20 protein-coding genes are annotated in these 24,730 nt (G+C 72.2%); 12 read left to right on the top strand and 8 right to left on the bottom strand.

Annotated features, from left to right (window positions below):
- Nucleotides 1-249: 249 nt before the first annotated feature.
- On the bottom strand, nucleotides 250-468 hold the full coding sequence (locus tag ACZ7HQ_RS35870) for a hypothetical protein (RefSeq protein WP_470999181.1): 219 nt from the start codon (nucleotides 466-468) through the stop codon (nucleotides 250-252).
- A gap of 1,543 nt (nucleotides 469-2,011) precedes the next feature.
- On the opposite strand from ACZ7HQ_RS35870, the gene ACZ7HQ_RS35865 reads away from it, so the two are divergent.
- Both ACZ7HQ_RS35865 and ACZ7HQ_RS35860 read left to right on the top strand, forming a co-directional pair.
- Entirely contained in the window at nucleotides 2,012-2,233 is a 222-nt protein-coding gene (locus ACZ7HQ_RS35865; RefSeq protein ID WP_470999179.1) for a hypothetical protein, read from the top strand.
- A gap of 801 nt (nucleotides 2,234-3,034) precedes the next feature.
- A complete protein-coding gene (locus ACZ7HQ_RS35860) occupies nucleotides 3,035-4,030 on the top strand; it encodes a helix-turn-helix transcriptional regulator (RefSeq protein ID WP_470999177.1) in 996 nt (331 codons plus the stop codon).
- A 16-nt stretch (nucleotides 4,031-4,046) separates the two neighbouring features.
- On the opposite strand, the gene ACZ7HQ_RS35855 is transcribed toward ACZ7HQ_RS35860, so the two are convergent.
- From ACZ7HQ_RS35855 to ACZ7HQ_RS35845, 3 genes are read right to left on the bottom strand one after another with little or no spacing between them, the layout of a single operon-like run.
- Complete coding sequence (locus ACZ7HQ_RS35855) at nucleotides 4,047-5,213, bottom strand: HAD-IA family hydrolase (protein WP_470999175.1); 1,167 nt, start codon at nucleotides 5,211-5,213, stop codon at nucleotides 4,047-4,049.
- Nucleotides 5,213-6,532, bottom strand: a complete 1,320-nt coding sequence (locus ACZ7HQ_RS35850) for an aminotransferase class III-fold pyridoxal phosphate-dependent enzyme (RefSeq protein ID WP_470999173.1) — start codon at nucleotides 6,530-6,532, stop codon at nucleotides 5,213-5,215. Before ACZ7HQ_RS35850 ends, ACZ7HQ_RS35855 begins: the two co-directional genes overlap by 1 nt.
- The gene (locus tag ACZ7HQ_RS35845; protein WP_470999171.1) at nucleotides 6,529-7,371 is read right to left on the bottom strand and encodes a formyltransferase family protein; all 843 of its coding nucleotides are present in this window, start codon (nucleotides 7,369-7,371) and stop codon (nucleotides 6,529-6,531) included. Before ACZ7HQ_RS35845 ends, ACZ7HQ_RS35850 begins: the two co-directional genes overlap by 4 nt.
- 425 nt (nucleotides 7,372-7,796) lie before the next feature.
- On the opposite strand from ACZ7HQ_RS35845, the gene ACZ7HQ_RS35840 reads away from it, so the two are divergent.
- From ACZ7HQ_RS35840 to ACZ7HQ_RS35795, 10 genes are read left to right on the top strand one after another with little or no spacing between them, the layout of a single operon-like run.
- Complete coding sequence (locus tag ACZ7HQ_RS35840; RefSeq protein WP_470999169.1) at nucleotides 7,797-8,408, top strand: LysE family translocator; 612 nt, start codon at nucleotides 7,797-7,799, stop codon at nucleotides 8,406-8,408.
- Between the two features lie 20 nt (nucleotides 8,409-8,428).
- Entirely contained in the window at nucleotides 8,429-9,346 is a 918-nt protein-coding gene (locus ACZ7HQ_RS35835) for a diiron oxygenase (RefSeq protein WP_470999167.1), read from the top strand.
- Nucleotides 9,347-9,369: 23 nt separating this feature from the next.
- Nucleotides 9,370-10,350 carry an ornithine carbamoyltransferase gene (locus tag ACZ7HQ_RS35830; RefSeq protein WP_470999165.1) on the top strand — a complete coding sequence of 327 codons (981 nt, stop codon included), beginning with the start codon at nucleotides 9,370-9,372 and terminating at the stop codon, nucleotides 10,348-10,350.
- Nucleotides 10,347-11,363 (top strand): 2,3-diaminopropionate biosynthesis protein SbnA, encoded by a 1,017-nt coding sequence (gene sbnA / locus ACZ7HQ_RS35825; protein WP_470999163.1) that lies wholly within the window; start codon nucleotides 10,347-10,349, stop codon nucleotides 11,361-11,363. Before ACZ7HQ_RS35830 ends, sbnA begins: the two co-directional genes overlap by 4 nt.
- Complete coding sequence (gene sbnB, locus ACZ7HQ_RS35820) at nucleotides 11,345-12,358, top strand: 2,3-diaminopropionate biosynthesis protein SbnB (RefSeq protein ID WP_470999161.1); 1,014 nt, start codon at nucleotides 11,345-11,347, stop codon at nucleotides 12,356-12,358. Before sbnA ends, sbnB begins: the two co-directional genes overlap by 19 nt.
- Entirely contained in the window at nucleotides 12,355-14,253 is a 1,899-nt protein-coding gene (locus ACZ7HQ_RS35815; protein WP_470999160.1) for an FAD/NAD(P)-binding protein, read from the top strand. Before sbnB ends, ACZ7HQ_RS35815 begins: the two co-directional genes overlap by 4 nt.
- 26 nt (nucleotides 14,254-14,279) lie before the next feature.
- Entirely contained in the window at nucleotides 14,280-16,013 is a 1,734-nt protein-coding gene (locus ACZ7HQ_RS35810) for an AMP-binding protein (protein WP_470999158.1), read from the top strand.
- Entirely contained in the window at nucleotides 16,006-17,328 is a 1,323-nt protein-coding gene (locus tag ACZ7HQ_RS35805; protein WP_470999156.1) for an MFS transporter, read from the top strand. The genes ACZ7HQ_RS35810 and ACZ7HQ_RS35805 overlap by 8 nt, the downstream gene beginning before the upstream one ends.
- Nucleotides 17,329-17,352: 24 nt before the next feature.
- Nucleotides 17,353-18,633, top strand: coding sequence for an ATP-grasp domain-containing protein (locus ACZ7HQ_RS35800; RefSeq protein ID WP_470999154.1), 1,281 nt, complete (start codon nucleotides 17,353-17,355; stop codon nucleotides 18,631-18,633).
- Nucleotides 18,630-19,886 carry an ATP-grasp domain-containing protein gene (locus ACZ7HQ_RS35795; RefSeq protein WP_470999152.1) on the top strand — a complete coding sequence of 419 codons (1,257 nt, stop codon included), beginning with the start codon at nucleotides 18,630-18,632 and terminating at the stop codon, nucleotides 19,884-19,886. The genes ACZ7HQ_RS35800 and ACZ7HQ_RS35795 overlap by 4 nt, the downstream gene beginning before the upstream one ends.
- A gap of 11 nt (nucleotides 19,887-19,897) precedes the next feature.
- On the opposite strand, the gene ACZ7HQ_RS35790 is transcribed toward ACZ7HQ_RS35795, so the two are convergent.
- Genes ACZ7HQ_RS35790 through ACZ7HQ_RS35775 form a run of 4 tightly spaced genes read right to left on the bottom strand, consistent with a single transcriptional unit; the run spans nucleotide 19,898 to nucleotide 24,726 of the window.
- A complete protein-coding gene (locus tag ACZ7HQ_RS35790; RefSeq protein ID WP_470999150.1) occupies nucleotides 19,898-21,145 on the bottom strand; it encodes an ATP-grasp domain-containing protein in 1,248 nt (415 codons plus the stop codon).
- Complete coding sequence (locus ACZ7HQ_RS35785) at nucleotides 21,142-22,512, bottom strand: O-acetylhomoserine aminocarboxypropyltransferase/cysteine synthase family protein (protein WP_470999148.1); 1,371 nt, start codon at nucleotides 22,510-22,512, stop codon at nucleotides 21,142-21,144. The genes ACZ7HQ_RS35790 and ACZ7HQ_RS35785 overlap by 4 nt, the downstream gene beginning before the upstream one ends.
- A 20-nt stretch (nucleotides 22,513-22,532) precedes the next feature.
- Nucleotides 22,533-23,693, bottom strand: a complete 1,161-nt coding sequence (gene metX / locus ACZ7HQ_RS35780) for a homoserine O-acetyltransferase MetX (protein ID WP_470999146.1) — start codon at nucleotides 23,691-23,693, stop codon at nucleotides 22,533-22,535.
- Nucleotides 23,674-24,726, bottom strand: coding sequence for a diiron oxygenase (locus tag ACZ7HQ_RS35775; RefSeq protein ID WP_470999144.1), 1,053 nt, complete (start codon nucleotides 24,724-24,726; stop codon nucleotides 23,674-23,676). The genes metX and ACZ7HQ_RS35775 overlap by 20 nt, the downstream gene beginning before the upstream one ends.
- Nucleotides 24,727-24,730 lie beyond the last annotated feature (4 nt).

The following is a 24,730-nucleotide window of genomic DNA, read 5'->3' as shown; positions in this document are numbered from 1 at the left end:
TCAGCGGGTCCTCTGGCACGGCTGGAGGGTCGGCGTCGGTGCCCCGCCGAGACAGTGAAACCCGCTGATTGATCACGACTCGATACGCGCCCTAGGACGCCTAGAGTCAAGGCAGGAGCGCGAGGATCTGTGGAACGGACTAGTCGCACCGCTGCGCCAGGAGTTGGATGAAGCGATCTACGACGCTCTTGCCGGTGACTAACGGCGGTGCGCCTCGGACAGATCGAGCCACAAAGACCTGGAGGGCGATCACCGAGATAGGCGGTGTGCGGTACAGCACGGCAGTACGGCAACCATGGGTGCCGCACACTGAGCGATGGTTTGCCTCGGATCAGGCTGGAGTCTGGAACCGCCCTGTCTGCCAGATCGCGTCGTCGGGGGCGGGACGTCCGTCAAGGCGCTGGAGCGGTTCTCCGGCGAGCGAGAGATGACGACGGGCGACGGCAATGAAGTTTCCTTGTGCTGCAACCACTCTCCCTCGAAGGTCCATCCAGTTCTCGTCGGGTGTCAGACCCCGTCGAATGGCTATGTGGAACCGCCAGATCTCTTCGTCAATGGCGTGTGCGGCTTCTGCAATGTCCTTACTGGCAACGAGGTTGACGATGCCGAGGGCCTCGTTCCAGGGGCGCCAGTCAACTGTGGTCGGGGCCAGCACGCCCTGGGGGATGTCGTCGGGGCGGTCGCGGTCCATGTCGCTGAGGTCCACGAGCACTGAGGAGGACTCCCGCAGCACGCGCGCGCATGCTGCCGCCTGCTGTTCCCTGATCCAGTGGCGGTCTTGAGCTCTTCTGCCGACCATGCTCCCGGTGAACACACCAATGAGGGTGGTCATCACGGCCCCGGCCGGGGCTGCCAGTAAGGCTAGCAATGCCGTCATACCAGTCATTCTGGCGACGACTCGTTGGCTGCAGTAGTGGCACATCTCAGCCCGCTGCAGTCGGCCGCTCCCGAGCCGTCCGCTCGTCGCGTGCCACGGTCGTGCCAGGTGCAGGGGTCAGCCACGGTCAACGAAGGTGATCAGCAGGCACCATTCCGCCCACTAGCTGGGTAGAAGTTTCCGCGGGTCACCTGACCTACCGCAAGCTGTACCGGCGGAGCTGGCCGGCCGGAGCCTGCTCGGCTTGCGCAGGGTGGCGTTCTCATCGAGAGCGAGCGCGGGTTGCTCCGTTCTGACATCCCCAGGTGACCTCAATGAAGCCGGACGCCAGCACTCCTGGACGGTCCGACACGGCGAGTGTGACTGCATGGTCCCCTGGCAGTGCCGAGGATCGACCGAACTCCTAAAGTGGTGGTGATCAGGCGCTGTTCAGATGTGGTCCCGTGGTCGGGAGCTGACAGTGGGCGCCGCGGCAGACGCCGCCCCTGACGGGCTGGTCGAACGGGCCGCGTACTACCGGGCGAAGGCCCAGCGAGACCTCGGGTTGACCGATGATTCTCGCCGCGGCATGCAGCGTGTCGCGTCCGCCGGCGGTCGGCTCGCTTGCGCCGCTCGACGGGGTCTGGCGCACCTGAGCCGAGCCTCCGGAGATTTCCCTGCGGCGGTGGAGGCCGCCGGGAGGCTGGTCTGGGCTGGGCGGCACCATCGGGTGCTGGGGAACGTGTGGTGGGCCGTCCAGCTCGCGGAAATCGGCGCCTCCGGCATCTCCTACGCCGCGGCCAAACTGCAACTGGCCCTGTGCTTCCACCACGCGGTCCTCGATGCCCAGAACGATGGCGGACCCTGGTCCTGGGACGCCGCGATCATGTCAGTAGGGTTCGTTGAGTCGCGGTACACGGTCCACTGCTGCCAGGACCTTGCCCAGCTCCGGCACTGCTGTCAAAGGACCCCGGCGCAACGCGCCGGGCTGAGCGAGCCAGCGCCGGGAAGGGGGCCCAGGCCAGGTCGAGGCACCTCGTGCTGGAGATTTCCGGCTCTCGAAAACACCAGGTCAGGGGCGTGACGGTAGCGTTCCCGTCGTGATCTGTGCCGACGGCCACAGCGAGCCGGTTCCACTTGGGCTCATACTGAGCCATGACAAAGCCCCCTGCACAGAAGCGTCATCTGCCTACCAGCCCCTTCAAGGCCCCGGTCAGACCGGCTCCCAAGCACTTCGCCATGGGCGACCAGGTCACCCATGACGTGTACGGCCTCGGCCGCGTGGTCGGCATCGAGGACGGCATCGCGGCGCTCGTGGATTTCGGCTCGGCACAAATGCGGATCCTGAGCCCGTACACCAAGATGACCAAGCTGTAGGACCGCCGTGCCCGGTCCTGGCAGACCAGGCCTCATCAGGGACCTGTACCGAAAGAGAGACCTCTCATCGACCCGACGTCGCTGTTCTCCGCCCTGGAAGGACAACCCACCCGTTCCACCGCGGTACCGCCGCCTCCTGCCACAGAGCCCTTCCGAGCCCCGGATTTCGGAGAAGACGGGATCTTCTGGCCCGAGGACGCGCAGGAGCCCGCCCCGGGCACGCGGACGACGCCCCCCAAGGCCGCCTAGGCCAGGGCCTGTCCGGCGGATCATGCCGGAGTCGCGGGGCATGGCACGCCCGTCTGCGGCGTTGTCGTCGGCCCCGACGCTCCGCGTCGACGCCCTCCTCCGCCCTCAGCTGGACGCACCATGCCCCGCTCGCCCACGCCGGCACGGCGCCGTTGCCTGAACCCGGCCTGATCCGCCGGACAGGCCCTGGCGGGGGTCGCGCCGGCCACCTGCCCGCCCCCGCCCGCGGGCCGGCCGCATCGGCCTCCGTCTCTTTCAGCCCCGTCTGCCCCGCCAGCCCCGTCAGCCTCGGCCCCGTCAGCCCCGCCAGTCCCACCTGTTTCCGCTTGGCCCAGGCCGAGGGGCTCGATGCCCGCCGCCCGGCGGCCTTCGCTTCCGTCGGGCCGTTCAGCCGCTCCGTGTTACCCGGAGCGGCATCAAGCGTTCACTTACGGTATGCACATCTCCCGCTGTTACTGTCTACGCGCGTTGGTACAGCAGGCGAACTCGGGGGAAAGCATGCAGGAACCAGAGCTTGAGCAGGGAGAACTCGCTGGGTCAGAGGCTGATTCAGTGGACCTCTATCACCTGATGGTCCGTCAGGAAGTCATGACGCTGCCCGATGCGGCGAGGCTGCTGGGCTGGAGCGAGGAGCGCGCGGCTGCGGCCGCCGAGCGCCTCGGCAGGTACGAGTTGCTGGTTCCTCTGCTGGGCGAGGGGAACGCCTTCGCCGTCTCCACGCCCCGCAGCGCGGCCTCCCGGCTGCTCACCCCGCTGGACGACCAGATCAAGAACCTCGAACGCGAGGCGGAACAGCTCCGCGCCGGCCTGGGGCGCTACCAGGTCACCTACGAGAAGGCCGTCCACGGGACCGAGGACGGCAAGGAGTTCAGCACGCTGGTCGGGCTCGACGCCATCAACTCCGAGCTGGAGGTCGCGTCGGCGCGCTGCACGAAGGAAGTGCTCACCGTCCAGCCCGGCGGGGGCCGCAGGGCCGAGAGCCTGGCCGCGTCCTGGGAACCCACCCGCTCCATGCTGGAGCGCGGTGTCCAGATGCGCACCATCTACCAGCACTCCGCCCGCTTCCATGCCGCCACCCGGCAGTACGTCAAGCAGGTCACCAGTCATGGCGGGGCCGTGCGCAGCATCGACGCGTGCACCGAGCGGATGATCATCTTCGACCGCAAGGTCGCCTTCATACCGGCCCGCAGCGACCGGCAGATCGCGCTCGCCATCCACCAGCCGGCCGTCGTCGAGTTCCTGGTCGCGGTCTTCGAGCGGTTCTGGAACCTCGCGACCCCCTTCTCCACCCGCAACCGGGCGTCGGAGGTGAAGACCCTGCTGTCCGACGTCCGGATGTCGATCATCAAGCTGCTCGCCGAAGGGGAGACCGACGACACCATCGCCCGCCGCATGGGCGTGAGCGTGCGCACCTGCCGGGGCCATATATCCAAGATCTACGAGGAGTTCGGCGCCCGCAGCCGCTGCCAGCTGGGGGTGCTGATCGCCACCTCGGGCATCCTGGACGCCGAAGACGTCCAGGAACTCGACGAGCCGGCCGTGGGCTGAGCGGGACAGGGCGGGCTCACGCCGGCACGACGGCGGGCAGGCCGAGGTGCCGTGCCAGGTCCGCGGTGTCACGGACCACGTGCGCCGCACGGCTCAGCCGGCCGGCCGGGGTCCGCGCCGCGAAGCCGATGCCGGTCATGCCGGCGGCCACCGCCGCGTCGACCCCCGGCACGCTGTCCTCGACGACCACCGCGTGCGCCGGGTCGACGCCCATGCGCACGGCGGCGTGCAGGAACAGGTCCGGGGCGGGTTTTCCGCGCAGGACGTCGTCCGCCGAGTACACCCGGTGCCCGAAGTGGGGGGCGAGCCCGGTGACCCTGAGCGCGAGACGGAGCCGGTCCCGCGGTGAGCTCGACGCGACGCAGAACGGGGTCCCCCGCTCGGCCAGGGCTGCCAGGAGGTCCGGCATCCCGGGAACGGGGCGCAGTTCCCGCTCGAACGCCGCCTTCAGCCGTTCCCGGTAGCGCGCGGCGAAGTCGGCCGGCAGTTCGCGTCCGGTGTCCGCGCGGACCATGTCCCGCACGCGGTCCAGGGTGCCGCCCATGTAGCGGCGGATGCTGTCCTCGACGGTGGTGGGGAACCCGGACTCGGTGAGCAGGGCGGCGAGCACCCGGTTGGCGATCGGCTCCGAGTCGACCAGTACGCCGTCGTTGTCGAAGATCACCAGCTCGGCGTGGGCGGGGTCCCGCGGCCGCGGCGTGACGGGGGCGGGCGGTGCCCAGCCGGGGTACGGGTCGGCGTGCAGACGGGCGTTGTCGAAGCGGAGGTCGGTGGTGACCTCCGCGGCGATCCACGGGGGCAGGTCGGTGACGGAGGCGGCGTCATCGGCGTCGAGCTCGGCCAGGACGAGGCCGGCGTTGGAGCCGTAGAACTCGTCCACGGTCCAGCCGCCGTACGGTGCGCCGAGATAGTGCCGCACCTTCTCCACGAGCGGCTGCGGGCACAGCCGCGCGAGCATCTCCGCGGCGTCGGCGAGCGGAACGGAGTACTCGAACTCGGGTCTGCGCGCGCCCTCCCGGGGGCCCTTGACGGTGAGGACCGCCGACTGCCCGTCGGTGATCCGCACCCGCACGGCCCGCTCGGGGTTCTCGGACACGTAGCCCTGGCGGATCTCGCGGGTCCGGACCACCGCCTCGCGCCAGCCGCGGCGCACCAGGAACTTGCGCTCCGTCTCCACTCCCATCACGCGATCCCGTTCAGCGCGGTGTCGAAGACCTCGGCGAAGACGTCGAGTTCGGGCTCGCCGATGACCAGGGGCGGATGCACGTTGATGACGTCGGGTGCCATGCCGGTCGTCGCGACGAGTACCCCGGCCTCGGGGTGCGCGGAGCGGAAGAGGTGGCGCAGCCGGCCGGCGTGCGGCCCGTTCAGGACGATGCGCGCCGTGCCCCCCATCGCGTCGACGCCGTGCACCAGGGAGGGGTGACGCGTCGCGACGGCGGACAGCCGCTGCCGCAGCGCCTCCTCCAGGAGCAGGATGTCCTTGTCCACCGTGGTCCACCGCTCCCAGCGGTCCAGCACCGTGTCGACGACGGCGAGTGCGTGCGGGATGCCGATGTACGTGGAGGAGTGGCTGCCGGGCCGGTACCGCTCGGGGTGGCCCAGGGGCTCGCGCGACCACACCATGCTCAGGGCCGCACCGCCGTTGGTCAGGCCCTTGCTGGTGACCACCACGTCCGGGACCACGCCGGCGCGCTGGAAGCCCCAGCGGGGTCCGACCCGGTGCATGCCCGTGAAGATCTCGTCCGCGATGACCACCGCGCCCTGCTCCCGCGCGTGCGCCACCGCGGAGCGCAGCAGCTCGTGATCGGGCTCCACCATGCCGCCGACGTTCTGTACGGACTCGAAGACGAACGCCGACACCTTGCGGCGGAAGCCGTTGCCGCCGACCCCGCTCAGCTCCGATCCCCAGCGGGCGACGGCCTGGCGGCAGCCCGCCGCGCACCAGCCGCCGACGGGAGAGTGCGGGCACCGCCGGCAGTCCGGGCTGGGCAGCCGGACCACTTCCAGGCCCCACGCGGCGAGCAGTTCCCGGTAGCGGGGGCTCGAACTCAGCATGCTCGTCACCCCGGAGCGGCCGTGGAAGGACCCCTCGAAGACGACGACCGTGCCGGGCCCGTTGGCCGCGAAGGCGATGCGCAGCGCGGTCTCCATGGCCTGGGCGCCGCCGAGGTCCAGTTCCACGCGCCCGGGCGTGCCGAGGGCGCCCGACACCAGCTGCTCCAGCCGGGCCAGCACCTTCAGCCGCAGTTCGGACTCGCAGAAGGAGGGCAGGGCGGGCAGTTGCTCGCAGCGCGCCAGCGCCTCGCGCAGCAACGCGGCGTCGTAGCCCCAGGCGACGGTGCCGTTGGCGGCCTCCGCGTCCAGGTACCGGCGTCCGTCGGCGGCCGTCAGCCAGCAGCCCTCGCCCGAGACGAAGCGGGGGACGTCGGGCTCGCGGTACACGAGGTTGCCCGCTCCGGCGAAGGCGGGGATGCCTGCTGTGTTCTCGGGTCCGGTCATGTGTGGGCCTCCTCGGTCAGCCGTCGGCCGCCCAACGGTGTCGGCCGTCCATCCACGAGCACCACGCGGCTTCCGTCGGGGTGCGTGCCCTCGCCGAGCGCGAGCCGGCCGGCTGCGAACGCCCGCACGGTCCACTGCAGGCAGGGGCGGTCGCTGCGGCTCTTCTGCGCCAGCTCCTGCTGCCAGGCGTCCTCGGCGGTCGGCCGGCGTTCCTCCACGGGCACCTCAGGTCCCATGGCCAGCACCGCCCCTCCGTCCTGGGTCTCGTCGACCAGGAAGCAGGAGGTCCGGGTGGCCGGGCGCCCCGCGGCCATCGCCAGCCGTACGGGGTCCTTGCCGGTGAACGCCCGCACGCCCCGGTCGGTCAGGACCGAGAGGTCGGCCGGGTGCTGGTTGATCATGCGTCCCCGGTACTGCTCCAGGAGCCGGCCCTCGATCCAGCGGTGGTAGGCGAGGACGACCAGGTCCAGTTCGCCGTTGCGCCGCTCCCAGTCGGCCAGCCGTGCGGCCAGGCCGTCGTGCCACTCCCGGGCCCGGGCCCGGTACCGCGCGCGGGCTTCCGCGTCACGGGCGGCCGAGGCGGTGCCGCAGTGGCGGTCGAAGTCACCCGTCCACGCCTCGACTCCGGCCTGGCGTGCCACGTCCAGTGCCCTGACCCGCTCCCCGTGCGAGGCGACGAGGCAGACCTCGAACTCGTCCGGCCGCGCGTCCCGCATGCCGAGCAGCGTGCTGAGGTTGGCGCCGGTCGCGGAGACCAGGACACCGATGCGCAGCGGTGCGGTGGCCGAACGGCGGCACAGCGGGCCGGGATTGCCGGTGGCGGGCGGGGGTACGGACAAAGGTGGTCTCTTCTCTCGGGTCCACTGCACGGGTGCGAGGCCGTGGGCGACAGCCGGTTCGACGTTCCACTGTGCGGTGCGGCGGCATGCCGGTCCATCCCGGGCCGGCCCAGTTTGCTGCAGTGCAGGAAGCTGAAGTACCCATTCCTGCGGCCGGCGTTACGCCTGCCGTGCACTCATGTTCATGCAATGCATGGAGATGATGCCCACGATGCTGGAGATCGGCCGGGCTGGTGAGCGAGTGTGGCGAGGCGATGCCGCCACGAGCGGCATTACTTGAATTCGTAACAATAGGAGAATTCGGATGGCCACGCGCTCGTTCATACGCTCCCGTTTCGCGCCCCTCACCACGGTGAGTGACATTCGGTGGGATCTGATCTTCGGTCTGCGCGTCGCCCCGTCCGTCTCCTGCTGACAGCGGCACGTTGACCGGCCTCGCGGGTTATACGGCGCTGGCAGCGCTCGTGGTGGCCGTCCCGGGAGCGGACACGCTCGTCGTGGTGCGCAACACCCTGAGCGGCGGCCCCCGGAGCGCCGTGCGGACGACGACCGGCGTGTGCATGGGGCTGGCCGCCTGGGCCCTGCTGTCCTCGGCGGGCCTCGCGGCCGCCGTCGCCGCCTCTCCGACGCTCTTCGCCGTCCTCAGGGCGGCCGGCGCCGCGTATCTCGTCCTTCTCGGGGTGCAGGCGCTGATGGCCGCGAACCGGGCGGCGGCGGAGGGCGAGCTGCCCTCCGGCCGGGACTGGCGGCAGGGTGCGCTGACGAGCCTGGGAAACCCCAAGGTGGGCGTCTTCTACACGTCCCTGCTCCCGCAGTTCCTGCCCACCCACGGATCGGCGCTCGGGCCCGCCACGCTGCTGGCGTCGATTCACATCGCCCTGAGTTTCCTGTCGCTGCTCGCCTATGGCGTTCTGGTGGCGCGCATGGGTGACGTCTTCCGTACCGGGAGATGGCGCAGGTTTCTGGAAAGGGGCGCGGGGACCGCTTTGTGTGCCGTCGGACTGTGGCTGATGGTGTCCGCGGTGACAGGGATTTAACAAAGGCTGGAGAAAGTCGCATGAAGTCGCCGCTGGACGGCTGGTACGAAAAGGCCGGGGTGCGGACCGACCCGCGGCGGGTAATCGGGGACGAACTGGAAGCGGGGAAGACCCTCTTTCCCGAGAAACTGATCCCCTACCTGGACCATCCACTGGTGCGGGCACTGGAGTCACGGCAGCGGTTCGGCCTCGTGGCCCGCCACCTCTACCAGTACATGCAGTTCACGATGCACTTCGAGACGAGCGTGGTGAACCGCGCCGCCGCACGCATCGCGGACGGCACATCGGGCCTGCACCTGCCCTCCCCGGTACGCCTGGACGCGTACAAGATCTACTGCGACGAGGCCTACCACGCGCTGTACAGCCTGGACGTGGTGGAACAGGTGCGGGACGCGACGGGCATCGAGACGCCCGACTACGACTTCACGCCGTTCCTCGGCCGTCTCGACGGCATCGGCGCCGAGGTCCTGCCCGGCGAGCCCGTCCTCGTGCAACTGCTCCAGGTGGTCGTCTTCGAGACCCTGGTCACCTCGATCCTCAAGGACGTGCCGAAGGACCCCTGCGTGGTCGGCACGATCCGCGAGGTGGTCCGTGACCACGCCGAGGACGAGGGGCGCCACCACGCCTACTTCGCGGCCTTCTTCAAGGAACTCTGGCACGGCATGACCCCGGCGCTGCGCGAGCGGGCCTCGCGCTGTCTGCCGGAGCTGGTCAGCCGCAGCCTCCTGCCCGACCTGGTGCCGGTGCGCGCCTCCCTGGCCGCGGCCGGGCTGAGCGACGCGGCCGTGCGCGAGGTCGTCGCGGACACCTACGCCCCCAAGCAACTCCAAAGCGGTGTCCGGGCGTCCGCACGGCACACCTTCCAACTGTTCGAAACCACCGGCGTGCTGGACGTCCCCGGGGCGCGGGACGCCTTCACGGCCGCCGGGTTGCTGTGACGACTCGACAGGAGACATGAGACATGCTGGCAGCGGGCCGATCCCTGTTGGGACTGCCTGAGCGCGTTCCGGAGTCGGGGGTCTTCTCCCTTGCCGACCTGGAGGACAAGGACCTCGACCAACTGGTCCGCCGCTCCTGTGAGTTCTTCGCCGACCGGACGGACCACGAGGAGCCGCTGCGCGGGAAGATCGCGGGCATCCTGTTCACCAAGACATCCACCCGCACCCGTACGGCCTTCACCACCGCGGCCCTGCGCCTCGGCGCCCGGGTCATCAGCTACGGTCCGCACGACCTCCAGCTGGAGACCGGCGAGTCCCTGGAGGACACCGGGCGGGTCTTCGGGCGGATGCTCGACCTCCTCGTCGCACGCACCGCGGGGCCCGTGGCCCAGCTGAAGACCCTCTCCCGGTACGGCGGCCTCCCCGTGGTCAACGCCATGGGCCAGGAGGAGCACCCCACCCAGGGCATCTGCGACCTCGCCACCATGAGCCTGCACTTCGGCTCCCTGGACGGCATCAAGGTGCTGTACGTCGGCGAGGGCAACAACAGCGCCGTGGCCCTGGCGCACGGCCTGGCCCACTACCCCGGGATCGAGCTGACCCTGCTCACCCCGTCCGGCTACGGCATACCCGAGGCCGAACTGGCCGCCGCCCGCGCCCGGGCCGCCGAACGCGGCTCCACCGTCCGGCAGGTCCACACGCTCGACGAGGCCCCCGACGCCGCGGACGTGGTGTACACGACCCGCTGGCAGACCACGGGGACGTCGAAGCCGAACGCGGACTGGCGGGAGGAGTTCCGCCATCTGTACATCGACACGGCGTTCATGAGCCGCTGGCCCGGGGCCGTCGTCATGCACGACCTGCCCGCCCACCGCGGTGACGAGATCTCGGCCCGTGTGCTGGAGGGCGACCGGTCGCTCGCCTGGACCCAGGCGGAGATGAAGCTCACCAGTGCCATGGCGGTGCTGGAGGCTCTGGTGCAGCCGCGCCGGGGAGTCCGGTGATCAGGGACTCCGTGTGCGACCTCGTCACCGACGACGTCTTCCTGAGGTTCTCGGACGTGCTCCCCGGCAGCGAGCTGTTCCTCAAGATCGAGGGACTGAACCCGGCCGGCTCCGTGAAGCTCAAGACGGCGGTCGGGCTCGTCGAGGACGCCGAGCGGCGCGGGCTGCTGACTCCCGGCGCACGCGTCGTCGAGTCCTCCTCGGGCAACCTCGGGGTCGCCCTGGCCACGGTCTGCGCGGCGAAGGACTACGCGTTCACCTGTGTGACCGACGTCAACGCCGCACCGCACAACGTGGACCTGATGCGTGCCCTCGGAGCGAGTGTCGCCGTGGTGGACCAGCGGGACGCCAACGGCGGCTTCCTGGGCACGCGGATCGCCCACATCCAGCGCATGCTGGCGGACGACCCCCTGCTGGTGTGGCCCAACCAGTACGCCAACCCCGCGAACCCACAGGTCCACCAGAGGCGTACGGCCGCGGCCATCCTCGCCGCGATCGGGGCCGTGGACTTCCTGTTCGTCGGCGCGGGCACCACCGGCACCCTGACCGGATGCGCCACCCACTTCCGTGAGGTCTCGCCGCACACCCGGATCATCGCCGTCGACACCCTCGGCTCGGTCACCTTCGGCACCGCCCCGGGCCCCCGCCACATTCCCGGCCTGGGCACCAGCAGGGCTCCCGAGATCTGCCGCCCCGACCTGGTCGACGAGGTGGTGCTGGTCGAGGAGACCGAGGCGGTGCGCACCTGCCGGATGCTCGCCCGCCGGCACGGCCTGCTGGCCGGCGGCTCGACCGGCTCGGTGTTCACGGCCGTACAGCGCGCCGCGGCCGACATCCCGTCCGGCTCCCGTGTGGTGGCCCTCGCGCCGGACATGGGCGAGCGCTACCTCAGCACCGTGTACGACGACGACTGGGTCGCCGCTCGCTTCGGCATCGACCCCACCCCCGCCGTCGAGGCTCTCACGCGCCCTCACAGCCCCGAGAAGGAAACGCCTTGTTCACGTTCGATGTAGTCAGCGGTACGGTCGCCCGTGAGGTCATCTCCGAGTCACGGCAGGACATCTTCCAGGTCGTGAAAGAGGCCTACCTGGCCCACGAGTCGGGGCAGTCGGTCAACCCCAACAGCTACTTCCTGCGGTTCCCCGAGAAGCCCTCGGCCCGGATCATCGCGCTGCCCGCGTACCTCGGCGGCGACCATGACGTGGCCGGCATCAAGTGGATCGCGAGCTTCCCGGAGAACGTCACCCGCAACGTCCCCCGGGCCTCCGCCGTCCTCCTGCTGAACGACTACGCGACCGGCTATCCGTTCGCCTGCCTGGAAGCGTCCCAGATCAGCGCCGCGCGCACCGCCGCCTCCTGCGTCCTCGGCGCCGAGGCCCTGCACGGGTCCACCCGCGCGTCGCGCATCGCCGTCGTGGGCGCCGGTGTCATCGCGCGCAACATCCTGGAGTTCTTCGCCGCGGGCCAGTGGGACATCGGCGAGTTCGCCGTGTACGACCAGGTGCCCGGCTACGCGGACGCGCTGGTGTCGTACTCCCGCGAGACGCTGGGGATCGCCGCGACGCCGGCGGACAGCCTGGACTCCGCGGTGCGCGGCGCCGACGTCGTCGTCCTGGCGACGACGGCCGCCGCCCCCTACATCACCGGCACCGACGTCTTCTGCGCCGGGCAGACGGTGCTCAACATCTCGCTGCGCGACCTCGCCCCCGAGATCATCCTGGCGTCGAACAACGTGGTCGACGACATCGACCATTGCCTGACCGCCCAGACCTCCCCGCACCTGGCCGAACAGGCCTGCGGCAACCGGGACTTCATCGACGGGACGCTGGCCGAGGCCCTGCTCGGCAAGCTGGAGTTCGACGCCGCCAAGCCGCGCGTCTTCTCCCCCTTCGGCCTCGGCATCCTCGACCTGGCCGTCGGCTCCCACATCCACCGGCGCGCGGTGGAGTCGGGGCGTACGACGCCGATCGGCGACTTCTTCGCAGAGACCGAGCGCTGGCAGAAGTGAACCCGTCCGACAGCGATCCGGGCGCGGAGGGGACCGCGGCCGGGGTGACGGTGGCGATCGTCGGGACCGGGCCACGCGGCATCGCGGTACTCGAACGGCTCGCCCACCACCTCTCGCGCCGCCCCGGCGTCCCGCGCCCCCGGGTGGTACTGACGGACGCGGTCCAGCTGGGTGCGGGGCGGGTCTGGCGCACCGATCAGCCGCCGTGGCTGCTGATGAACACGGTGGTGGGCGAGCTGACCATGGCGCCCGACGGCGACGCGCTGTGCCCGTTGCCGTCGTTCTCCGCATGGCTGGGCACCCAGAGCGGCACGGAGCACGGCTCCCTGGGCCCGGACGACTACGCACCGCGCCGGGTGTACGGCCGGTACCTGCGGCATGTGTACGACACGGTGGTCCGGGCACTGCGCCCCTACGCCGACGTGACGGAGACGGTCGGCCGGGTCACCGCACTGACCCGGTCCGGTGACCGGCACCGGTTGCGGCTCGAGTCCGACGGCGCCGCCTGGCACGTGGAGGCCGACGCCGTCGTCCTGGCCACCGGGCACAGTCCGGCTCAGCGCCGGGACCCGGTGGCCGGCCTGGCCCGTGTCGCCGCCGACCACCCGTGGCTGCTGCACTTCGCCGGGGACGCGGTCGCCGAGTTCGACCTGGACGCGATACCGGCGCAGGCCGACGTGGGCGTCCTGGGCCTCGGCCTGTCGTTCTACGACCTGCTGCTGTCGCTGACCGCCGGCCGCGGGGGCGAGTTCCGGCGCCACAAGGGTCTGCTGGAGTACGAGCCGAGCGGCAAGGAGCCGGTGCTGTACGCCGGTTCGCGCAGCGGTGTGCCGATCGGGACGCGCGGTCACAACCAGAAGAGCGCGCACGGCGGTTTCCGGCCGCGGCTGTTCACCCCGCGGGCGCTGGCACGGCTGCGTGAGCGGGCGGTGCGGGAACGGGGTTCGGCGCGCCTGGACTTCGCGGCGGAGGTCCTGCCGCTGCTCCGCGCCGAGATCGACCTCGTCAGGTACGAGACCCTGGTGCGTGAGCGGGACGGTGCGGAGCGGGCCGGGCGGCTGGCGGGGGCGCTGGTCGCGGCGGGTGCCGACCGGTCCTGCTGGCAGCCGGTGCTTGCCGCTCACGGGGTGGCGGACGAGGCCCCGCTGGATCTGGAGCGGCTGGCCCGGCCGTTCACGGGCCGTCGTTTCGCCTCGCCCGAGGAGTACGGCCAGGCCCTGCACGAGCTGCTCGAGGAGGATCTGGCGCAGGCGCGGCTGGGCAACGCGCGGGGGCCGTTGAAGGCGGCCCTGGACGTGATCCGGGACGCGCGGGACCTGCTGCGGGCGGCCGTGGAGTGTGACGGGCTCGTGCCGGGTGCGCCGGGCGAGGACTTCTTCCGGGACATCGCACCGATGCTGTCGCTGGTGTCCACCGGTCCGCCGCCGCTGCGCACCGAGCAGTTCCTGGCCTTGTCCCGGGCGGGGCTGGTGCGGGTGGTCGGCCCCCGGGTGCGGTTCGGTTTCGACCCCGGCCGGGAGCTGTTCACCGTCGAGTCGCCCGCGGTGGCGGGTTCCCTGCGGCATGTGCAGGCCGTCGTCGACACGCGCGTCCCGTCGCCCCGGCCGGGCGAGGACGGGGACCCGCTGCTGGGCCGGCTGGTCGCCGACGGCGTGGCCGCCACCTGGAACGCGGCCGGGCCGGACGCCGCGTCGCTGCGGGTCGGCGCGGCCACCGGACGGCTGCTGGACCCGGCGGGCCGGCCGGCCGGCGGCCTCTACGCCATCGGCATCCCGACCGAGGGGCTCCGCTGGTTCACCCAGATCGGCAACGGGCGCCCCGGCAGCCGTACCGCCTTCCACCGCGAGGCGGACGCCCTCGCGCTCGACGTCGTCCGCCGCCACGTCGGCCCCTGACGCGGCCGCCCACGAGGAGACACACCATGCCGTCCCCCACCGCATCCGGCACACCCGACGCCCTGTCCCCGCACGCCGCCTTCCGGGCCGCGCGCGATGTGCTGCTGCGGCACACCGCCGACCTCGGGCGGGCCCGTACGGAGTTCGCCTGGCCCGCGCTCGCCCATTTCAACTGGGCGGTGGACTGGTTCGACGTGATCGCCGCCGGGAACCGGGCGACGGCGCTGCGGGTGCTGACCCCCGACGGTGACGCCCAGGTGGACTTCCTGACCCTGTCGGCCCGCTCCGACCAGGTGGCGGCGTGGCTGGCGGCGCTGGGGGTGGGCCGGGGCGAGCGGGTGCTGCTGCTGCTCGACAACGGCGTCGAGGTGTGGGAGCTGCTGCTCGCGCTGATGAAGCTGCGCGCGGTCGCCGTCCCCGTCTTCACCACCCTGGCCGCCGCCGAGGTGCACGAGCGGCTGCGGCGCAGCCGTGCCCGGCACGTGGTGGCCTCCGAGTCGGTCGCGGGCGCCCTGGAGGCTGCGGACGTGCCCGGTGTGCGGGTGACCGTGGGTGGCGCACGACCCGGCTGGCAGGCGTACGGCGACTCCCTGCGGCACCGCGGGCCGCGCCCGGACGTGGGGCCGACGCCCGCGGACGAGGTGATGAGCTGCTTCTTCACCTCCGGTTCCACGGCGCGGCCGAAGCTGGTCGCGCACACGCACGTCAGTTACCCGGTGGGTCATCTGACGGGCATGTACTGGGCCGGGTTCCAGCCCGGTGACGTGCACCTCAACATCTCCTCGCCGGGCTGGGCGAAACACCCGTGGAGCTCCTTCTTCGCGCCCTGGAACGCCGAGGCGACGATCGTGTCGGTGGACACCCGGCACGCCGATCCGGAGTTCGTGCTGGCGGCGCTGGAGCGGACCGGGGCGACGACGTTCTGTGCGCCGCCCAGCATCTGGCGGACCCTGGTCCGGGCGGGCCTGAGCGGACGGCGGGTGGTGCTGCGGGAGGCCATGAGCGTGGGCGAGCCGCTGACCCAGGACATCGTGACCGCGGTGCGCGAGGCCTGGGGTGTGACGGTGCGCAACGGCTACGGGCAGTCGGAGGTGACCGCGATGACCGGGGTCACCTCCGGCGGTGGGGACGACCCGCGGTCGCTGGGGCGGCCGTTGCCCGGCTGCGAGGTGGTGCTGTGTCCGGTGGACGGCGACACCCCGGCCGGGGAGGGCGAGGTCTGCCTGGACCTGTCCCCCGGGCTGCCCAGCCTGATGCACGGCTACCTCGACGACGACGGCCGGCGCGTCGGCGCGGACCCGGCGTCGCTGCCGCTGTACCGCACGGGCGACCTGGCACGCCGGGAGGGTGACGGCTCGCTGACCTTCATCGGCCGGGTCAAGGACGTCTTCCGGACCGCTGACGGCAGGCTGGTGGCGCCGGCCGCGCTGGAGGCGGTGCTGCTGGAGCACCCGGCGGTGCACGAGGTGGGCGTGGTCACCGTGCCGGAGACGGCCGAAGGGGACGCGCCCCTGGTGGCCAAGGCGTACGTGGTCGCGGCCACGGGCTGGAACGCGGGCCCGGTGACCGCGCAGGCGCTGCTGAGGCACGCCCGTGGCGAGGGCGATCTGGCCGGCTTGTCGGTGGTGGAGTTCGCCGACGAGCTGCCGCGCACCGAGTCGGGCAAGATCTACCGCGAGGCGCTGCGGGCCCAACTGCGCTCACCCCTGGTCGAGTTCACGGCACCGGCCGGCGCGGCGGCAGCGGGCGGCCATGGCTGACCCGGCCCCGCGGCAGGGGCCCGCGCCCGTCAGTCCCCTGCGGGCGCATCCCCTCATCCGGGTGCGGCTGGCGGTGGCCTTCGTCAACCGGTTCCTGAACTTCATGCTCACTCCGCTGGTGGCGATCCTGCTGGCCACCGGCTACGGGTCCGCGACCACCGGTCTGCTGCTGCTGGTGGTGGTCGCCGCCACCATCGTGTGCACCTTCGTGGGCGGGCACCTGTCGGACGCGCGGGGACGGCGGCCGACCCTGCTGCTGTCCGAGGGCGGGGTGGTGGTGGCCTACGCGGGCATGTTCCTGGCCAACTCGCCCTGGTGGCACAGCACCGCCCTGGCCTACGGCTGCTTCCTGCTCAACAGCTGCATGGGCGCGCTCGGTTTCCCCGCGGCCGACGCGGTGATGACGGACATCGCCACGCCCGGCACGCGGGCCGCGCTCTACACCGTCAACTACTGGCTGATGAACCTGGCGTTCGCCTCGGGCGCGGCCGTCGGGGGCCTCTTCTACGGGGCGCACTTCGCCGCGCTGCTGCTGCTCGGGCTGATCCTGTCGGCCGCCGTGTGGACGGTCACGCTCACCCGGCTCACCGAGACCCGGCCCGAGCGCACGACGCCGGGTGCCGGCGCCGGCCAGGGTGTCGGCGCGGCGTTGCGGGGTTACGCCCGGGCCGCCGCCGACCGGGTCTTCCTGCGTCTGGTACTGGCGGCGATCCTCATCACGTCCGTGGAGCAGCAGCTGACGTACTACCTGGGCATTCACCTGGCTGCCCACTTCCGGCCGCAGACGCTGCTGCACCTGGGCTCCTGGCGGGTGCACCTGGACGGCGTGGGCATGCTCGCGCTGCTGCGCACCCTGAACACGGTGCTGGTCGTGGTGCTCGCCCTGGTAGTGGGCCGGCTGGTGCGGTGGCTGCCGGAGACCGTACGGATGTACACGGGGATCGCCCTGTTCATCACCGGGTTCATGGGACTGGCCGTCACCGGCAGCCCGTGGGGTCTGATCGCGTTGTCCGTGGTGTACACCGTCGGCGAGTTGATGCACGTACCGGTCCGGCAGGCGCTGATGGCCGACCTGGTCGATCCCGGTCACCGGTCCAAGTACATGGCCCTGTACGGGCTGCGCACCCGCGCGGCGGGGCTGACGGCCTCGCTGAGCGTGATCATCGGCTCGGTGGTGCCGCCCGCCGGCATGGCCCTGCTCTTCGGCGTCCTCGGCACCGGCGCCGCGCTGCTGCTGCGGGTGCCGGTCCGGGTCCGCCGGGAGCAGCGCACGGCAGCCGCGTGCGCACCCGGCGAGCCCGTTCCCACCACGTGACGAAGCTGATCCGGAGACCGCACCATGTCGATCCTCATCCTCAACCGCGGACCGCTGGCCCGGCGGCCCTACCCCGAGTGGCTGCGGGACGCGCCGCTGCCCCTCGTCCTGCTCGCCTCCGCCGCGTCCCTGAAGAAGACCGGTGACACCCTGCCCGAGCCCGGCGGAAGCTACCTGCACACCGAGTCGCTCGCCGGGTACGAGGAGGGCACCGAGCTGGTCGAGCGGGCCCTGGAGCTCGACCAGAAGTACCGCTTCCGGTATGTCGTGGCCTCGCAGGAGCGGGACCTGGAGCCGGCCGGGCGTCTGCGGGACCTGCTCGGCCTGCCCGGGCAGAGCGAGGTCAGCGCCCGCGCCTTCCGCGACAAACTGGTGATGAAGCAGCACGCCGTCCGGGGCGGCATCCCCGTCGCCCCGCACCGGCCGGTCGACGAGCCCGGTCAGCTGCGCGCCTTCGCCGCGGAGCAGGGCCTGCCGGTCGTGGTCAAGCCCCGCGACAGCGCCGGATCGGTCGGCCTGCGGGTGCTGCGGACGCCGGACGACGTGGAGACGCTCATCGCCGACCCCCAGGCATGGAAGCTCAGTTCGGGGCAGGCGGGAATGCTCGCGGAGGGCTTCGTGGAGGGCACGATGTACCACGTCGACGGCATCGTCCTCGACGGACGCATCGCCGCCGCCTGGCCGTCGGTCTACCACTACCGCCTCGGTGACTTCGCCATGACTCCCGGCCCCCGCCTGGACGTGGCCCTGGACCACGACGACCCCATGAACGCACGGGTGATGGACTTCACCGAGGACGTCATCGACGCCCTGCCCACCCCCCGCCACACCACCTTCCACGCCGAGATGTTCCACACCCCCGACGACCGGCTCGTCCTGTGCGAGATCGCCAGCCGGAACGGCGGCGCACTGATCTCCGTCGTCCTGCGCACCATGTTCGGCGTGCACTTCCCCGAGGCGTGGGTCAGGGCCGGCTGCGACCTGCCGGTGCCCGTCCCGCGCGACGGCGGCCGGATGCGGCCCGCCCGGCTGGCCGGTGAGGTCACCTTCCTCAAACGCCGCGGCCTGGTGCGGGCCATCCCCGACCGGGTGCCCTTCCCCTGGGTCACCGGCTACGAGACACCACTGCGGCCGGGGATGTGGAGTCCGGGCCCGGCGGCCTCGGCGGACTTCATGGCCGGGATGGTCGCGCACGGCGACACCCGCGCGCAGGTGGAGGAACGGCTGCGGCGGGCGAGCGACTGGTTCCTCGACGCACTGGACATCGACGCCGGGGCCGACGGCCCGGAAGGGAGCACGCGATGAGCGCCGACGGACGTACCGTCCTGCTGTTCGGCGGCAAGGACGCCACCGTCGACAAGGCCAGGGCACTCGGGCTGCGCGTGGTGCTCGTCCAGCACCCTGAGCGGATGAGCGCGCACCAGGCGGACCGGGCCGACAGCGTCCTGGTCGACGACTACACCGACTGGCCGACCGCCCTGCGCCTGGCCGACGAGGCGTTCCGCAAGTGGCAGCCGGACGCGATCGTCTCCCTCACCGAGGCCGGGCTGCACCCCGCGGCCCGCCTCGCCGAACTCCACGGCGTGCCCGGTTCACCCCCGTCCGAGGTCGTGGCCCGGCTGCGTGACAAGCAGCGGATGCGCGAGCACCTGTCCCAGCACCCGTCCCTGGCCGTGCCGTTCACCCCCGTCACCCGGGAGGAGGACCTGCGCGCCTTCGGGGAGCGGGCCGGCTACCCCTTCATCGTCAAACCGCTCAACGGCGCCGCGGGCCTCGGCGTGATGCGCGTGTCCGCGCCCGGGGAGACACCGGCGGTGTGGCAGCGGGTGCGTGAGCTGGACGGCAGCCGCAGCGACCGCAAGTCCCGCATGTTCACCCTCGACGGCTTCATCGCGGAAGCGTGGGTTCCCGGAGCCGAGTTCAGCGTGGAGACCTTCAGTTTCGCCGGCCGGCACGTGGTCGTCGCGGTGACCGAGAAGACCGTCTCCGACACCCACTTCGCCGAGCTCGGCCACGCCGTCCCGGCCCGCATCGGACCGGCCGACCGCGACCGCATCGCCCGGGCCGTACGCGCCTTCCTCGACGCGGTCGGTCTGGCCGACGGCCCCGCCCACACCGAGGTGCGGCTGGGTCCCGCGGGGCCCGTCGTCATCGAGTCCCACAACCGCATCGGCGGCGGCTGCATCAACGAACTCGTCCACAGCGCCTACGGCGTCGACCTCGCCTCGCACACCATCGCCTGGCCGTTCCGCCTGCTGCCCGAACTGCCCGACGACCCGGCGCCGCTGGCCGCCGCCTGCACCCTCTTCGTCCACCGCAGCCCCGGCGTGGTCACGGAGGTCGACGGCGTCGAACGCCTCGCCTCGCGCCCCGAGGTACTCGCCGCGGAGGTCTCCGTCCGCCCCGGCGACCGTGTGCGCCCCCTGCGCGACAACTGGGACCGCCTGGGCCTGCTGGCGGTCACCGGCCCCGACACCGACACGGCCCTGTCCCACTGCGCGCGCCTGCTCGAGGAGGAACTCGTGCTGCGGACGCGGCCGGAGGAGCCGGGGCCCTGACCCGGCCGGGCTCACTGCCCCGGCTCGATCTCCGTCTGCGCCAGGATGCGGGCGCCCAGGGCCCGCATCCGCTGCTCGCACTCGGCGCGGTCGGCGCCGGTGACGACGGTGGCCGTCAGGACGTCGCTGGAGGCCGTCGGCGCGGACAGCACACCGCCGACGGCCGCGTTGGTGCGGTGCCAGACGACACCGGCCGCGTCCTCCACACGGTGCGGCAGGCTCCGTACCCGCCCGGGACGCTTCATGATCAGCAGCTGCCCGGCCATGGCGCGCGGCGCCGGCCGCCCGGCCGGCCCCGTCCCGCCCAGTCCGAGTTCGGCGCGGACCGTGGCCTCGGCCGGGTCGAAGCCGAACATCGCCCGGTGCACATGGCGCAGGGCCGCCCCCGGCGGGCGGCAGGCGGCCTCGCACAGCACCAGCTCACCCGTGGGGGTGTGGAACACCTCGATGTGGAAGGCGTGGTCGCGCTGGCGCGGCAGGGCCGAAAGGACCCGCTCGGCGAACTCCAGCAGCCGTCCGGTCAGCGGATCGGCGGGGTCCAGGGACAGGTCCAGACGCGCGCCCCGGTCCTCGCGGAAGGACGCCAGCCGGAACAGGTAGGCGAACGGCCACATGGTGACGATCCGCCCGTCGAGCACCACGCCGTCGACGTGGAGCATCTCCCCGGGCACGAAGGTCTCCACCAACCGCGCGGGCTCCCGCTCCGGGGTGGTCGCCACCGGCCCGGCCGCCATCGCCTCGGCGTCCTCGGCGTTCGCCAGCACGCGCACCCCGACCGAGCCGGCACCGCGCCGCGGCTTCACCACGACCGGCAGCCCGTGCTCGGCGACGAAGGCGCGCAACGCGTCGCCGGACGTCAGCAGCGCCTGCGCGGCCACCGGTACCCCGGCGCGGGCCGCGAGGCGCCGCATCCGCCACTTGTCGCGGTACGGCGTGACCACCGCGGGCCGCGCCCCGGGCAGGCCCAGCCGCTCGCGGATCCGGGCCGCCCGTTCCAGGTCGCGTTCCGCGCACGCCACCACGTGCGTGCAGCCGAACTTGACGGCCAGCTCGGCGGCCCGCCGCTCGACCTCGGGACAGTCGTCGTAGTCGTCGAACATCTCGGCGTGCGCGTACTTCTCGTGCTCCACGGGCAGCCGTTCGCCGGGCGCCAGGTGCCGGGCCGAGGCGAGGAGCACGATCGGGCCGTCATGGGCGGCCAGCCACCGGTGGTAGGGGCTGTCGGCGAGCGGGCCGCGGTGCAGGACGAGGACCGTCATGCGGCGGTTCCCGACGGGCCGGTGCCCGCCGCCGCGAGGCCGGCCGCGAGGTCGGCCCTGAGGTCGTCGACGCCCTCCAGACCGACGGAGAGGCGGATCAGGCCCGGGGTGACGCCCGCGGCGAGCTTCTGCTCGTCGGTGAGCTGGTAGTGCGTGGTGCTCGCCGGGTGCACCACCAGGGTGCGCACGTCACCGAGGTTGGCCAGATGGCTGATCAGCTCCAGCGCGTCCACGAACCGGGCCCCGGCCGCCATGCCCCCGGCCAGGTCGAAGGCCACCACACCGCCCGCGCCGCGCGGGGTCAGCTTCCGGGACAGCTCGTACCAGGGGCTGGACGGCAGCCCGGGATAGTGCACCGCGCTCACCTCGGGCCGGCTCTCCAGCCAGGTGGCCAGCTCCAGCGCGGACTCGACGTGCCGGGCCATGCGCAGCGAGAGCGTCTCCACCCCCTGCAGCACCAGGAAGCTGTTCATCGGCGCGGCGGTCGGGCCCATGTCCCGCATCAGCCGGGTCCGCAGCCGCCTGGCGAACGCGCCGGGACCGTACCGCGGCCAGAACCGCAGCCCGTGGAAGCTGGCGTCGGGCTCGTTGAACTCCGGGAAACGTGCGGGATCGGCACCGAAGTCGAAACTGCCGCCGTCCAGCAGGACCCCGCCGATCAGGGTGCCGTGCCCGGAGAGGTACTTGGAGGTGGAGTGCACCACGAGATCCGCGCCGTGCTCCAGCGGGCGCAGCAGGTACGGGGACAGGGCCGTGTTGTCGATCATCAGGGGGACCCCGGCGGCATGCGCGATCCCGGCGAGCGCCGGAACGTCCAGCAGATTGCTGCGCGGGTTGCCGACCGTCTCACCGAACACGATCCGCGTCTGCGGGCGGATCGCCGCCCGCCAGGCGTCCAGGTCGTCCGGGTCGTCGACGAAGGTGGTCTCGATGCCGTAGGAGGGCAGCGTGTAGCGCAGCAGGTTGTAACTGCCGCCGTGCAGGGCCGCGCCGGCCACCACATGGCTCCCGGCGCCGCAGATGTTGAGCAGCGACGTGGTGATCGCGGCCTGGCCGGAGGCGAACACCACCGCCTCCAGCGCGCCCTCGAGGTCGGCGAGCCGGGCCTCCAACGCCTCGCTGGTGGGATTCTGCACGCGGGAGTAGATGTAGCCGGGCTGTTCCAGGCCGAAGACCCGGGCGGCGTGGTCGACGTCGTCGAAGACGTAGGAGCCGGTCTGGTAGATCGGCACGACCCGGGCTCCCGTGGTCGGGTCCGGGGCGCTGCCGGCGTGGATCTGACGCGTCTCGAAGGACCACTCGGGCCGCGGCCGCGCCTGGCCCTGGGCCTGGGAACGGGCGGCGCCGTCGGACGTGGTGCTGGCCATGCTGGTCCCCTGGGATGGTGTCAGGCGAGGACGTCGGCCAGGAAGGCCGACACCTGCTCGGTCTCGGTGAGAAAGCCGTCGTGGCCCTGCGCGGACACGATCACCCGGAAGTGGGCGCAGTCGGGCAGGAGGTCGGCGAGTTCGCGTTGCTGCCAGAGCGGGAAGAGCCGGTCGCCGGTGATGCCCGCGACCGCCGTGGGCACCTGGATCCGGGCCAGCGCCGCCCGCAGCCCGCCCCGGTCGCGGCCCACGTCATGGCCGCTCATGGCGCGGGTGAGCGCCACGTAGCTGCCCGCGTCGAACCGGCGCACCAGTTTCGCCGCCTGATGGTCCAGGTACGACTCGACGGCGTACCGGCCACCGGTCAACGGGTCCTCCCCGTCCTGGGCCCGGGCCGCGAAGCGTTCGTCGAGCTCCGCCGCGCTGCGGTAGGTGAGGTGGGCGATGCGCCGGGCGACTCCCAGGCCGCGGTGCGGTCCCTGTCCGTCGGGCGCGTCGTAGTAGTCGCCGCCGTGCCAGCCCGGGTCGGCCGTGATGGCGTGCACCTGCGCCGAGGAGAAGGCGATCTGGTCGGCCGACGAAGCCGCCGGACAGGCCAGCAGACCGAGCCGCGCCACCCGTTCCGGATGGCTCGCCGCCCACTCCAGCGCCCGCATCCCGCCCATCGAGCCACCGATGACCGCCGCCCAGCGCGCGATGCCGAGGGTGTCGGCGAGGACGGCCTCCGCCGCCGCGAGGTCCCGCAGGGTCACCGCCGGGAACCGGCTGCCCCAGGGCCGGCCGTCCGGTGCCGGGGACGACGGCCCGGTACTGCCCTGGCAGCCGCCCAGCGCGTTCGGCACCACCAGGAACCAGCGCTCCGGGTCCAGCGCCCGGCCCGGCCCGATGCACGCGTCCCACCAGCCCGGTGTCGGATGACCGGGGCCGGCCGGCCCGGCCGCGTGGCTGTCCCCGGTGAGCGCGTGCAGCAGCAGCACCGCGTTCGAGCCGTCCGGCGCCGGTGTGCCCCACGTCTCGTAGGCGAGGACCGCCTCGGGCAGGACCTCCCCCGACTCCAGCTTCAGCGGCTCCGGCAGCACGCACCACGAGCGCCGCCCCTCCGGCCGGCCGGGCAGCCACGCACCGGTGGCCGGCACCGGCGCGGACGCGCTGGGGTCACGGTCAGAGCAGTCCGTGCACACGGAACTCCTCCTTCGTCTCGGGGTCGTCGAGTACGTCCAGTGCGGTGAAGTACTGCAGGGTCCGCTTGGCCGTCGCCCGGGTGTGCGCGGCCACGGTCTCCTCGTCGTAGACCTCCGCGAGAACCTGCTCGGCGTCGTCCCGCGACAGCCCGTACTCCAGCAGTTCCGCGCGGATGGCGTCGCGGTCGGGCTGCAGGAACGCGGTGACCAGGCGCGGCACCAGCAGGGCCGCCGACCGCCGGCCCGCCGCGTCGAGGCTCGCCCACAGGTACCGGAGGAACGTCGCGAAGTACGCGTGGTGGCGGCCCTCGTCGGCGGCGTGGTCACGGATCGACTCGCGCACGGCGGGCAGCACGGTGTCGTCGGCCGGCAGCTCGGCGAGGCTCGCCGAGATCAGGGTCTCCGAGACGGTCACGAAGAGCAGCTCCGCCAGCGGCCGGTCCTCGGGCGCCAGCGACTCCTGGATCTGCGCCAGCCGCCGCAGGAAGTAGGGCTGTTCGGGCAGCAGTGGACGGATCCCGGTGGCCTCGCGCACCTGGCGCATCAGGTCCACCGAGAACAGCGCGTGATAGGCCTCGTCGCAGTAGATCTTGTACGCGTCGAAGCGCATCTCCTCGGGCAGGCCGACACCGACCGAGCCCGTGGCGATGCCCAGCACGGTGCGGTTGACGACCAGCGTCTCCAGCTTGGCGGTGAAGTCGAGGTAGCGGTAGAGGTGCTGGACGAGGATCTCGTCGAACAGCTCGGGGCGCAGCCCGGTGACGAGCCGGTGGCGGGCGACGGGAACCAGGTCGGGGGAGAAGTAACGGGCCGTCTCCGACGGGGAGTCGTCGAGCACGCGCCGTGGTGAGCGGCGGACGGCGGCCCGCTCGTGCCAGCGCGGGAACGGGCTGGTGTACGACACCTCGCCCGGCTCACCGGTGTCCTGCGGTGGGCCCTGTCCGGCCGGCGCGGGGCCGGCCGGGGCGAGGGCCCGGCGGGGACAGTAGGCGAGGGCGGAGCAGCCAGTGAAGAGCCCGACAATCCCGCACATCGAG

The organism is Streptomyces sp. NPDC037290 (assembly GCF_055603245.1).
This window is presented reverse-complemented; position numbering and strand designations above follow the sequence as displayed.

Coding starts and splice junctions, on each gene's coding strand:
- ACZ7HQ_RS35865 (WP_470999179.1), top strand. CDS start 2,012: ATGACAAAGCCCCCTGCACAGAAGCGTCATCTGCCTACCAGCCCCTTC.
- ACZ7HQ_RS35855 (WP_470999175.1), bottom strand. CDS start 5,213: ATGGGAGTGGAGACGGAGCGCAAGTTCCTGGTGCGCCGCGGCTGGCGC.
- ACZ7HQ_RS35850 (WP_470999173.1), bottom strand. CDS start 6,532: ATGACCGGACCCGAGAACACAGCAGGCATCCCCGCCTTCGCCGGAGCG.
- ACZ7HQ_RS35835 (WP_470999167.1), top strand. CDS start 8,429: ATGAAGTCGCCGCTGGACGGCTGGTACGAAAAGGCCGGGGTGCGGACC.
- ACZ7HQ_RS35830 (WP_470999165.1), top strand. CDS start 9,370: ATGCTGGCAGCGGGCCGATCCCTGTTGGGACTGCCTGAGCGCGTTCCG.
- ACZ7HQ_RS35810 (WP_470999158.1), top strand. CDS start 14,280: ATGCCGTCCCCCACCGCATCCGGCACACCCGACGCCCTGTCCCCGCAC.
- ACZ7HQ_RS35805 (WP_470999156.1), top strand. CDS start 16,006: ATGGCTGACCCGGCCCCGCGGCAGGGGCCCGCGCCCGTCAGTCCCCTG.
- ACZ7HQ_RS35800 (WP_470999154.1), top strand. CDS start 17,353: ATGTCGATCCTCATCCTCAACCGCGGACCGCTGGCCCGGCGGCCCTAC.
- ACZ7HQ_RS35795 (WP_470999152.1), top strand. CDS start 18,630: ATGAGCGCCGACGGACGTACCGTCCTGCTGTTCGGCGGCAAGGACGCC.
- ACZ7HQ_RS35790 (WP_470999150.1), bottom strand. CDS start 21,145: ATGACGGTCCTCGTCCTGCACCGCGGCCCGCTCGCCGACAGCCCCTAC.
- ACZ7HQ_RS35785 (WP_470999148.1), bottom strand. CDS start 22,512: ATGGCCAGCACCACGTCCGACGGCGCCGCCCGTTCCCAGGCCCAGGGC.
- ACZ7HQ_RS35775 (WP_470999144.1), bottom strand. CDS start 24,726: ATGTGCGGGATTGTCGGGCTCTTCACTGGCTGCTCCGCCCTCGCCTAC.